Consider the following 11,168-nt stretch of genomic DNA (forward strand, 5'->3'; position numbering starts at 1 on the left):
TACCTTTATAAGATATATTTACCATCAAAACAAGCTTGACAGAATTTATAATCTTTTAAGCCAACACTACGTTGTAATCCCTCCAATGAAAGAAAGGATAAGGAATCCGCACCGATAAATTTACACACTTCTTCATTGCTCATTTTTGCGCTAATAAGCTCCGAAACATTTGGGGTATCAACACCATAATAACAGGGAGAAATTGTGGGTGGAGAAGAAATTTTCATATGCACTTCCTTTGCCCCACAATCCCTTAAAATTTTCACAATCTGCTTACTTGTCGTCCCTCTAACTATAGAGTCATCAATAACTATAATGCGTTTATTTTCAATAAGTTCTTTAATCGGATTTAATTTTAATTTAACCTTTAACTCTCTAATCTGTTGTGTGGGTTCAATAAAGGTCCTCCCAATATAGTGATTCCTAATAATCCCTAATTCAAAAGGGATACCACTTTTTTGAGAATACCCAATAGCAGCAGCCACTCCACTATCTGGTACAGGAATTACCAAATCCGCTTCGATAGGATTTTCACAGGCTAATTCTTCACCCATAGCCTTCCTGATGTTATAAACCACATTCCCATAAATATGGCTATCTGGTCTTGCAAAATAAACATATTCAAACACACAAGGATAAGGATTAGGAGGGAGAATATTATGACTTTGCACTCCCTCTTCTGAAAAGACTAGCATCTCACCTGGTTCAACATCACGCAAATATTTAGCACCCACTAAATCAAAGGCACAAGTTTCACTAGCTACAATATAACCTTTACTGCCATCTGGATTCTTAATCTCCCCAAAACTTAAAGGACGAAATCCATTACAATCTCGTATAACAAACATCTTTTTACGACTAAGTATAATAAAACAAAAAGCACCCTTAAGACGCAAAATTGCTTCTTTAATCCTATCTACAAGATTTTCTTGCTTGGCTCTTGCTATTAAATGGATAAGATTTTCGGTATCCATATGACTCTGAAAAATTGCGCCATCCCTGATAAGCTCTTCTTTAATCTCTTTAGCATTGGTTAAATTTCCATTATGCACAATAGCTATTTGCCCTAAATCATAACGAGCAAATATAGGTTGCGCATCTGCCATAGAATCCTCACCAGCAGTAGAGTAACGATTATGCCCTATGGCACTAAATCCTTTGAGTTTATTTAAAGATTCATTGTCAAAAACCTCTGTTACTAATCCCTGCTTTTTGATAGTAACAATTTTTTCTCCATTGGAAGAGGAAATGCCTGTCGCTTCCTGTCCGCGATGTTGCATAGCAAAAAGTGAATAATATGTCATACTAGCAGCATTTGCTACATTATAAACACCCACTACTGCGCATTCTTCTTTCCAATCTTTATTTTCCACTAGAAACCTCAAAAGTTCAAAAAATCTTCAATGCTATAAAATCCACTTGGTTGATTTTTTAGCCAAAGTGCTGCTTTAATCGAACCTTTTGCAAAAGTTAATCTCGAAGTTGCGGTATGTATTAACTCTAAATATTCTCCATCGCCATAAAAACCAACATTATGCTTCCCTACAACATCGCCTCCACGAAGAGACATAACGCCAATTTCTTTTTGAGTTCTCTCCCCAATATTCCCATTTCTTCCACTTATTCTAACCTCATCAAGCTCTAAGCCTCTAGCTACCGCACAAGTTTTAGCAAGACTTAGAGCAGTCCCGCTTGGTGAATCCTTTTTATGCCTATGGTGCGTCTCTACAATTTCAATATCAAAATCTTTTAAAGCATTTGCCACCATTGCAATAGCGCGATTTAAAACCGCTATCCCTAAAGACATATTACTAGCATAAAAAATTGGCATTTTTTTAGAAGCTTCTTTGATAAGATTCTCATGGTGAAATTCTAAACCTGTCGTTCCAATTACAATAGGTTTTGGATATAACAAAGCCGCCTCCAAAAGCTGCTTTGTTCCTTGTGGGGTAGTAAAATCAATAATAACCTCACAACTCTCCAAAAAAACCTTTAAATCACTAGTAATGAGAACTCCGGGGCTAATAGAAAAGTCTAACTCTTTACGAGCATAAACACTCTCTAGCTTAATATCAGAGGATTCTTGAGCAATATCAACGATTAATTTCCCAACACGACCACTTGCACCAAAAACTCCAATACCCAACATATACTTTCCCTATTTGTGATGTTCAATAAACTCTATAGCCCCCAAAGCCGCTATCGCACCATCTGAAGCTGCACAAACTACCTGCTTAGGAGCATCTTTCCTTAAATCACCGGCTACAAACAATCCGGGAATATTCGTTTCCATTTTTAAATTAACAACTGCTTGTCCATATTCATTCATTGCACAAAGTGATGTTCCATCTTCTTGCATTAACACTGCATTATTAACATTATACCCAATGAGCATAAAAATACCGGCGATATTAATCTCTTTTGTTGCATTATTTTCTAAATTTTTTAGTTTTAATCCTGTAACACCTGCATTATCTCCACAAATCTCTTCAATGCCATAGGGAGTTAAAAATTCGATATTAGATTCATTCTTAGCCCTTTGCACGGTTATAGGAGCTGCCCTAAATTCGTTTCTTCTGTGAATAAGCGTTACCTTAGAGCAGATTTTTGCTAGATAGATAGATTCCTCAATAGCAGTATCTCCACCGCCTAAAACAGCAACTTCTTTATTTTTATAAAAAAAGCCATCACAAGTCGCACAAGAACTAACACCTTTACCCCAATAAGTATCTTCACCTTTTACATTAGAGCGTTTAGGGCTACCTCCTGTGGCTACAATAACAGACTTGGCTTCTACTTCCTTACCATCACTTAAAACTACGACAAAAAAATCTGATTTCTTTTTTACGCGCACAACCTCTGCCATCTCGTGCTTCAAACCAAATCTAAAGCATTGCTCCTGCCAAGGTGCCATAAAGTCAAAACCACTTTTCACTTCAGCTACCCCGGGATAATTCTCCAATTCACTACTTGAAGTAATTTGCCCACCGGGCATTCCTTTTTCAAACATTACAACATCTTTCAACCCGCCTCTTGTTGCATACAATCCAGCACTAAGTCCTGCAGGTCCTCCACCAATAATAGCTACCTCTAACATAAATTTCTCCTTATATAGATTTAAAATTCAATAATTTATAAATACCATTATTTTTAACTCTTTCATATAACATTAAATTCTCTTGATTTTGTTTAATTAAAAAACATTGCGGAAATGTCCTAATATCAAACTCGTGAATAAGCTTTAACATAAGCCCACTAGAAACTTTTAAATCAATAATTTCCTTAAAATCATTTTGTCCTAATTGATACATGTCTAAAGCTAAAATACTTTCATTTTGTTCTATTTTTCCTTCCAAAAACTCTTTCCATTTAGGCATATAAGAACTATAAAAACATAATTGATATTTTTCACTCATAGGCTCAAATAAACTAATTTCTCCATTCTTTTCTTGATAAAAAGAATCTTGATTAAAATATATTTTCGAAATAGAATTGAAAGAATACTGATAATATAAAAATGTACCTACTGCAAAAACGATAATAAATGCAATAGGAAAACCAGGGCAACATTTTTTCACTTTTGCCCTTTTATATATTCATAGCTCAACTTAAATCAAGCTATCAAGCTTATTTTTAAATTCTTGTTCAGTTGAAGCACCAATAATCTCATCTACCTTTTGACCATCTTTATAAAAATAAATCGTTGGGATAGAACGGATTCCAAACTTTCCTGCTAATTCTTGTTGCTCATCTGTATTAACCTTACAAATTTTTGCTTTTCCCTCATAGGCTTCTGCAAGTTTATCAATAATAGGGGCAATCATCCTGCAAGGTCCGCACCAAGGCGCCCAAAAGTCTATAAATACGACACCATCTTTAACAACTTCATCAAAATTTTCTTCTGTTAGTTCAATATAACCAGCCATTTAATTTTTCTCCTTAAATAATAATTTTTATCAAGTGGTATTTTACAACAAATAACTTAAAAATACAAAAAATCTACCCCTTCAAATCAATCTTTAGGGCAAATATTTTTTTCAATTTCTTCTAAAGGCATTTGTAGATTTTTACAAATACCATCTAAGACTCCATTAACAAACTTTGTAGAATTATCATTGCAAAAATTTTTGGCAATCTCTAAGGCTTCATTAATCACAATTGCCTTATCAGTTAATGTATAAACAATCTCATAAACACCAAGTCTCAAGATTGCTTTTTCCATCTCTCCAACGCGTGAAAAATCCCATTCTTTTAACTGATGTGTAATACGCAAATCAATCTCTCTTAAATACTTAATAGCCCCAAAAAAAAGATTCATTGCAAATTGCTTTTGGGTATTTTTTATCTTTTGTTCTTGCAAAACTTCTTCTATAAAGTCTTCAATCTTATCATTCCCACTACCATAAGCATAAAGTAATTGAATGACAACTCCACGCGCTTGACTTCGTGTAGCCATTTAAGCTCCAATCTTCCGATATAAGTTAATGAGTTCAATCAAGCCACTCATAGATTCAAATCCCTTATTGCCAGATTTTGTCCCAGCTCTCTCAATGGCTTGCTCAATAGAATCAGTTGTCAAAACGCCAAAAGTAACGGCAGCACCATAGCGAATAGTAACATTGGCAATACCTTTGGTAGATTCAGCACTCACATAATCAAAATGTGGGGTTGAGCCACGAATAATAGCACCCAAACAACAAACACCATCATAATTCCCCTGCGCCAATATCTTCTCTAACGCGAAAGGAATCTCAAAAGCACCCGGAACTATAATATGTGTTAAATTCTCTTCTACTCCATTGTGTCGCAAAAAGCAATCTTTAGCACCCTCTACTAATCTATCAGTAATTAAATGATTAAAGCGGCTAGAAATAATAGCAATTTTCTCATCTCCAATTAACGACAAATCTCCTTCAATTAACTGCATTATTTATCCTTTTGTATAAAATTAGTAATTTCTAATAATTCTTGAGTAAGCTCATTTAAAACCTCTGGCATCAGCATATTAGGTCCATCACTCAAAGCATTCTTTGGATTAGTATGCACTTCAGCAAACAAGCCATCAATACCTACGGCACTTGCTGCCCTTGCCAAGATAGGTGCAAACCTTGAATCCCCATCACTTTTTCCACCTGCACCACCGGGCATTTGCACCGCGTGTGTTGCATCAAAAATCACTGGAGCAAACTCTCTCATAATCACAAGTGAGCGCATATCTACCACTAAATTTCCATAACCAAAGCTACTCCCCCTCTCTGTAAGGGTGATTCTATATTTTTGGGATTGTTCATAACTTGCCTCTGCCCCTCCACGCGTTTTAATAGCCTTTAAGACAGAATACTGCATATCCCTAGGATTCATAAATTGTCCTTTTTTGATATTAACCATAGCACCACTCTTAGCAGCCTCTACAATCAAATCTGTTTGACGACATAAAAAAGCCGGTATTTGCAAAACATCCACCACTTGGGCTGCAAGTTTAGCTTGATAAGTTTCGTGAATATCTGTTAAAAGTTTATAACCAAACTTCTTTTTAATACCTGCTAAAGATTCTAAACCTCTCTCTATTCCCGGTCCTCTAAAAGATTCTAAACTTGTCCGATTAGCTTTATCAAAACTTGCTTTAAAATAAAAATCAATTTGAGGGTTATGCGCAATTGGCTTTAAACTCTCTGCAATTTCTTCTAAGATTTCATCATTTTCTATTACACAAGGTCCAGCAATTATAATCATCTCCTATCCTTTCAATAAATTAAATTCGTGCTTTTTAAAATCATAACTATAAACCTCACCACTTTCAATAATATAATGCCAACCATAAATATGCAATGTACGTGCAAGATACTTTTCTTTAACATTAGGATAAGTAAAAAGATTTTTAATTTGATTTTCGATATTAATCTGCTCTGTTAAAAAAGAGCGAATAATTTTATCCTTTGGTTTAAGTGCTAAAACCCTGTCTTTTACCTCTTGGATTAATTTTAGCCAATTACTAACATTAGGCATTTTTTCCTCAAAATACTCCTCTTCATACAAAGCTGCACATCCACCACAATGCGAGTGTCCACATATAATGACATTCTCAACCTCTAAAGCCTCTAGGGCATATTCAATAGCTGAAGTCGTTGCTAGGTATTCATCCGCTTGGCGATAAGGTGGGACAATATTTGCGATATTGCGAACAACAAAAAGCTCACCGGGCAGTGTATTAGTGATTAAATTTGGCACTACTCTTGAATCTGAACAACCAATAAAAAGCGTATGAGGGTTTTGTCCTTCTTTAAGGTTTTCAAACAATTCTTTATAAGCTAAAAAATCCTTTTCTTTAAAGGCTATAACCCCCTTAAATAAATTATCAATTGAGCTTTCCACTTATAGCCTTTATGGATTCATCTTAGTTACAGATTCCATTGCAGCAGACAAATCTTGACCAATACTATAAAGATATATATCAACTCGTCTATTTTTAGCCCTAAGTGTTGGTATCTCATTGCTAACAATTGGCGAGAACTCCCCCTCCCCTCCACCTATTATCCGATTTGGAAGAACCCCTTGTTGTATGATTAAATTTGCGATATTTACACCCCTTGCAATAGAGAGTTCTAAATTGTCTTCAAATCCTGAATTAGGTTGAATTGGAGTATTATCCGTATGCCCTATGGCTTTTATAAGCACTCCATCAGGCATTTTTGTAAGCTCTAAAGACAATCGCTTTAAAAAAGCAATACCACCTGTATTACTTAATACCGCGCTCCCGCTTTCAAAAAGTAAGGATTCAGGAATACGAATAACGACTCCTTGTTCAGACTCTTCAAGTTCTACCGCAGGACCACTAGCGATTTTATTAACTTCATTATAATCTGCCACCAAACTCGCAAAAATATTCACAACATTATCCATCTCAACTTCTGTCTCTATAGGTGTTGCTAAAATAGGTGCTGGAGGATTAATTTGCGTTAAAGAACCCTTTTCTAAAACCGATAAAGACCCTTCTAATGAGCCTATTGCCTCTGAAACTTTTAGAGTATCAAAGGTTGCCATAGAAAGCAAAAGAATGAAAAATGTAAGAATCAAAGTAACCATATCCCCATAAGTTCCAAGCCATAATGGAACACCATTGGGACAATCACAAGCAGGACAATTATCCTTTGCCATATTCTATTTCCTCTAATTTTTCTTTCATCATTATAACTTGTATTTGGTTATAATTGTATTATTTGTATCTTAAAGGCTTTTTTTGCAAACTATAATTGATTTCATTCTTCAGAGTGTTGGAGAGTTAGATTATTTTGGGATATTTGTTCTAATGCTTTTAGAAAGTAGCTTTATTCCTTTTCCTAGTGAAGTTGTTATGATACCTGCAGGATATTTAGCCCACAAAGGAGAGATGAATTTTCTCTTAGCTATCCTTTTTGGCATTTTAGGCTCTCTTAGTGGATCTTTAATCAATTATTACCTAGCACTTTATTTTGGAAGAGAGATTCTTATCAAATATGGAAAATATTTCTTTTTTCAAGAATCTACAATGAAAAAAATGGAAGAGTTTTTTGCCAAACACGGCAATATTTCAACTTTTAGCGGAAGACTTATCCCCGTAGTGCGTCAATACATCTCTTTACCCGCTGGGATTGGAAAGATGAATTTAGCCTTATTTTGCTTTTATACCTCATTAGGAGCAGGGATTTGGATAATCATCTTAACAACACTTGGCTACTTTTTAGGACAAAATGAAGAACTCCTTAAGAAATATCTTCATCTTATTACTTTTTCTCTCCTTATCTTCGTAACACTTGGAATCTTAATTTATAGATACAAGCAAAAGAAATCCTCCTCTTTTTTAAGTTAATTCCTTAATCGCTATGTTTATCCTCTAACCATTCTTCTTTGGTAAAAATTATTTCCACCGCCTCAATAAGTTGCGTAGCAATTTGGATAATAAAAGCACTATCATTTAAAATAGAAGTTCCATTAGTTACGCTAATTTTATTATTAGCAATCAAACTCTCAACCTTATGCAAGGCATTATAATCCTTCTCTTTTAAGAGTTCTTTAGCGGCTTTTAACTGCATAAGTATCAAGCGCACATTTTCATCTTTCATCAACTTAAGCTCTTCAATACTCCTTAAAAGCTCTCCCAAATCTTTTCGCATTATATTATACTCATTAGCTAAGTCTTTATTGGGAGAACTCGCATAAGCTTTCATATTAGCTTGGATAATTTTAAGATTTTTAGTCGCTTCTACAATATCCCTTGAAGCGAGTTTAAAAGAAAAGATTCTATTATTTTTATCGTCATCTTCTATATAGCTTTGAGCCTTTGTAGAAAACTCCATAATCGCATCAAAAAGCACTTTTATTTTGCGCTTATAAAGATAATCCAAATCCACATCGCCACTAAACCACTTTTTGGTTTCAATAATTTCATCAAAACTTGCTTTTCCTCTAATATCACTACGATTAAAGCCTATGGTATGAGCTATCATTGCATAAGCATTATTATATAAATGCATACTTTCTTTTTGTAAGGCTTCAATAGCAGTATCAGGATACTCAATAATATTCTTATTTAAATATAAAGGCGCATCCATATCTCTATCTTTTGGAGCTTTAACAACTTTGTCCAAAAACAAGACAATTTGGGCAATAAACAAAGAAATAAACACAACAGCCACGAGATTAAACAAAGTATGAAACAAAGCTGTTTTTAAAGGCAAATTTTCTTGAGAAATTCCAATAATATTAGCGACAATATCCACTAAATGCACAAAATAAGGAAAAAATAAAATAACAATAAGCGCAATAGTAAAATTAAAAATACAATTAGCCAAGGCAAGCTTTTTACCCTCAATATTAGTGCTTAAACTAGCAACTACTGCAGTAACGACACCCCCAACACTTGTCCCTAAAGTCGCTGCAAGAGCATTTTCATAACCAATCTGTCCGCTAACAAGTGCCGAGATAATAATCGCTAAAGTTGCGTGGCTTGATTGCACAACTCCTGTCGTCAATGCACCCAAAGCAACAAAAATCAAAATGCCTTTAAAGCCCACAAAATTAAATTGTGATAAATCCATAATTTCCTTATAAGATTCAAATCCATTTTTAATATAATCAACCCCCAAAAAGAAAAAGCCAACCCCCATAAAGATTGAGCCTACGCCTTTTAAGATACCATCTTTTTGAAAGCCTAATAATGTCCCACTGACAATCAAGGGGATGGCTAAAGTAGAAATATTAATATTGGTTAATCCAACAATCAACCACGAACCAGCACTATTCCCCAAATTTGCACCAAATACAATCCCAATTCCTTGCGCCAAAGTAATCAATCCAGCAGAAAGAAAAGAGATAGAAATAATAGACACAAGCGTTGAAGATTGCATCAAAATTGTGGTTATAACCCCAAAAGCAATACTTTTAAAACGTGTATCGGTGGATTTTGTCAAAATTTTTTCTAATAATCCTCCGCTAAAAACCTTAAAACCCGCACTAAGATTCATCATTCCAATAAGCAAAATAGCCACTCCCGCTAGTATCTTTGCTAATTCAGGAAAAACCACCAAACAATACATTAAAGCAAACACTAAAACTACTAAAATAGGGCGTCTAAAACTTTGCACTCATACTCCTAAACTTTAAATTTTGCTTATATTATAACAAAGTCAAGGGGATAAATTCTATCATTAAATATCATTTCAGCACAACTTTACAAAAAATAAGTAAAATAAAAATTCACCTTATAGTCATAAATTTAGGAGGAATAATCTATGGAGGTTTATAAACAAAATATCCTAATTATCGGGGGAGGATATGGAGGATTAAAGGTAGCACTTGGGATACAAAGACAGCTCAAAAACAAAGCAAAAATTACTTTAATTAGCAAACACGACTACCATTACCAGACTACTTTGTTACATAAAGTAGCGGTTGGGACTTTAAGCCCAAGAAAAGCCAGAATCTATTATCGCAAAATCCTTAATCCCGATAAAATCTGCTTTATTAAAGACAAGATTATCCAACTCTGCCCTAAAGAAAATAAAGTCATAGGTAATGGCGGAGAATATCATTATGATTATCTAGTCATTGGCTTAGGATTTAAGCCCGATAGTTTTGGGATTAAAGGTGTTGATGCTTATGCCCATAAACTCTCTTCCCTCAATACAGCATTAAAACTTACTAAAAATATTGAAAATAACTTTAAAGAATTCATACATACCAAAAACCCCTTAGACCTCCATACCATAGTTTGTGGGACAGGATTCACAGGGATAGAATTTGCCGCAGAACTTGCTAGAGAACTTGATGAATTATGCCTTATCTGTGGTATTGATAGAAAAATACCAAAAGTAACCTGCATAGGACGATCTCCGCATATTTTGCCTGTTTTTAATGAGACTCTTACCTTATGTGCAGAAAACAAACTCAAACAAATAGGAATTGAGCTTATTTCTAATGGCACTATTGAAGAAATCCAAGAAAACAAAGTGCTTCTTAGGCAAAATGGACAACCTTTAGAAATCCAAGGCAATATTATCATTTGGAGTGCAGGTGTTAAAGGTAGTGATATTGTTGAAAAATCAGAAATTCCCAACAAAAAAGGTAGAATCCCTGTCAATGCTAATTTACAATGTGAAACATTTCCCAACATCTATGTAGTAGGCGATTGTGCTTTAGCCACAAGTAAAGATGCTATCCACGCACCCACAGCACAGCTTTCTGCGCAAATGGGAGATTATTTAGCAGAGCTTTTAATCGCAAAGCTAGAAAATCGCCCTTTTAACAAACCTTTTAAATTTCATCATCGAGGAACAGTTTGTTCCATAGGACATACAGATGGAGTTGGCATTATTTACCAAAAAAATATTAGCGGGGAGATAGCAGCCTTTATGAAAAACACGATTGAGAATCGATGGCTTTATAGCATTGGAGGTTTTAAGATGGTTTTCAAAAAAGGACAATTCCGCTTCCGAACTAGTAATTAACACAACCCTAAAAGATTTTTACTAGGATTTTTCTTATTCCAAATCTTAATCTAAATTCTTACAACAACAATCAATACTTCATTTTATGCTATAATCCCAAACAACAAATTTACACAAAAAGGAGTCCCAATGCAACCAACTAACAATGTAATAAATATTAGGGGGGGGGGGCAAAAAGGAACGAAT

At 34.6% G+C, this 11,168-nt stretch carries 13 protein-coding genes; 2 read left to right on the plus strand and 11 right to left on the minus strand.

Going from position 1 to position 11,168, the window contains the following annotated elements; all coding sequences use genetic code 11:
• Positions 1–5 precede the first annotated feature (5 nt).
• From purF to C6H18_RS06290, 10 genes are all read right to left on the minus strand, one after another.
• Complete coding sequence (gene purF / locus C6H18_RS06245; protein WP_104722257.1) at positions 6–1,373, minus strand: amidophosphoribosyltransferase; 1,368 nt, start codon at positions 1,371–1,373, stop codon at positions 6–8.
• 8 nt (positions 1,374–1,381) lie between these two features.
• Positions 1,382–2,149, minus strand: a complete 768-nt coding sequence (dapB, locus tag C6H18_RS06250) for a 4-hydroxy-tetrahydrodipicolinate reductase (RefSeq protein WP_104722258.1) — start codon at positions 2,147–2,149, stop codon at positions 1,382–1,384.
• A gap of 9 nt (positions 2,150–2,158) precedes the next feature.
• A complete protein-coding gene (gene trxB, locus C6H18_RS06255; RefSeq protein ID WP_104722259.1) occupies positions 2,159–3,097 on the minus strand; it encodes a thioredoxin-disulfide reductase in 939 nt (312 codons plus the stop codon).
• Positions 3,098–3,107: 10 nt separating this feature from the next.
• Positions 3,108–3,578, minus strand: coding sequence for a hypothetical protein (locus C6H18_RS06260; RefSeq protein WP_104722260.1), 471 nt, complete (start codon positions 3,576–3,578; stop codon positions 3,108–3,110).
• A gap of 30 nt (positions 3,579–3,608) precedes the next feature.
• Complete coding sequence (gene trxA / locus C6H18_RS06265; protein ID WP_104722261.1) at positions 3,609–3,926, minus strand: thioredoxin; 318 nt, start codon at positions 3,924–3,926, stop codon at positions 3,609–3,611.
• A gap of 86 nt (positions 3,927–4,012) precedes the next feature.
• Entirely contained in the window at positions 4,013–4,456 is a 444-nt protein-coding gene (gene nusB, locus C6H18_RS06270) for a transcription antitermination factor NusB (RefSeq protein ID WP_104722262.1), read from the minus strand.
• Positions 4,457–4,927 (minus strand): 6,7-dimethyl-8-ribityllumazine synthase, encoded by a 471-nt coding sequence (gene ribH / locus C6H18_RS06275; protein WP_104722263.1) that lies wholly within the window; start codon positions 4,925–4,927, stop codon positions 4,457–4,459. It abuts the gene before it with no gap.
• Positions 4,927–5,733, minus strand: coding sequence for a 3-deoxy-8-phosphooctulonate synthase (kdsA, locus tag C6H18_RS06280; protein WP_104722264.1), 807 nt, complete (start codon positions 5,731–5,733; stop codon positions 4,927–4,929). Before kdsA ends, ribH begins: the two co-directional genes overlap by 1 nt.
• 3 nt (positions 5,734–5,736) lie before the next feature.
• A complete protein-coding gene (locus C6H18_RS06285) occupies positions 5,737–6,360 on the minus strand; it encodes a carbonic anhydrase (protein WP_199770153.1) in 624 nt (207 codons plus the stop codon).
• A 21-nt stretch (positions 6,361–6,381) separates the two neighbouring features.
• The gene (locus C6H18_RS06290) at positions 6,382–7,155 is read right to left on the minus strand and encodes an OmpA/MotB family protein (RefSeq protein WP_104722266.1); all 774 of its coding nucleotides are present in this window, start codon (positions 7,153–7,155) and stop codon (positions 6,382–6,384) included.
• An 82-nt stretch (positions 7,156–7,237) separates the two neighbouring features.
• Between C6H18_RS06290 and C6H18_RS06295 the strand changes: the two genes are divergently transcribed.
• Positions 7,238–7,846 (plus strand): DedA family protein, encoded by a 609-nt coding sequence (locus C6H18_RS06295; protein WP_104722267.1) that lies wholly within the window; start codon positions 7,238–7,240, stop codon positions 7,844–7,846.
• A 4-nt stretch (positions 7,847–7,850) separates the two neighbouring features.
• Here the strand turns inward: C6H18_RS06295 and C6H18_RS06300 are convergent, their stop codons facing one another.
• Complete coding sequence (locus C6H18_RS06300; RefSeq protein ID WP_199770154.1) at positions 7,851–9,572, minus strand: Na/Pi cotransporter family protein; 1,722 nt, start codon at positions 9,570–9,572, stop codon at positions 7,851–7,853.
• A gap of 195 nt (positions 9,573–9,767) precedes the next feature.
• Here C6H18_RS06300 and C6H18_RS06305 point away from each other — a divergent pair, with 195 nt between their 5' ends.
• Complete coding sequence (locus C6H18_RS06305; RefSeq protein ID WP_104722269.1) at positions 9,768–10,982, plus strand: NAD(P)/FAD-dependent oxidoreductase; 1,215 nt, start codon at positions 9,768–9,770, stop codon at positions 10,980–10,982.
• The last annotated feature ends 186 nt before the right edge of the window (positions 10,983–11,168 follow it).

This window comes from Helicobacter mesocricetorum (assembly GCF_900198605.1).
GTDB lineage: Bacteria > Campylobacterota > Campylobacteria > Campylobacterales > Helicobacteraceae > Helicobacter_D > Helicobacter_D mesocricetorum.

Excerpts from the sequence above, each read along its gene's own strand:
- C6H18_RS06290 (WP_104722266.1), bottom strand. The coding sequence starts at position 7,155 with ATGGCAAAGGATAATTGTCCTGCTTGTGATTGTCCCAATGGTGTTCCA.
- C6H18_RS06305 (WP_104722269.1), top strand. The coding sequence starts at position 9,768 with ATGGAGGTTTATAAACAAAATATCCTAATTATCGGGGGAGGATATGGA.
- ribH (WP_104722263.1), bottom strand. The coding sequence starts at position 4,927 with ATGCAGTTAATTGAAGGAGATTTGTCGTTAATTGGAGATGAGAAAATT.
- trxB (WP_104722259.1), bottom strand. The coding sequence starts at position 3,097 with ATGTTAGAGGTAGCTATTATTGGTGGAGGACCTGCAGGACTTAGTGCT.
- C6H18_RS06300 (WP_199770154.1), bottom strand. The coding sequence starts at position 9,572 with ATGTATTGTTTGGTGGTTTTTCCTGAATTAGCAAAGATACTAGCGGGA.
- kdsA (WP_104722264.1), bottom strand. The coding sequence starts at position 5,733 with ATGATTATAATTGCTGGACCTTGTGTAATAGAAAATGATGAAATCTTA.
- trxA (WP_104722261.1), bottom strand. The coding sequence starts at position 3,926 with ATGGCTGGTTATATTGAACTAACAGAAGAAAATTTTGATGAAGTTGTT.
- nusB (WP_104722262.1), bottom strand. The coding sequence starts at position 4,456 with ATGGCTACACGAAGTCAAGCGCGTGGAGTTGTCATTCAATTACTTTAT.
- dapB (WP_104722258.1), bottom strand. The coding sequence starts at position 2,149 with ATGTTGGGTATTGGAGTTTTTGGTGCAAGTGGTCGTGTTGGGAAATTA.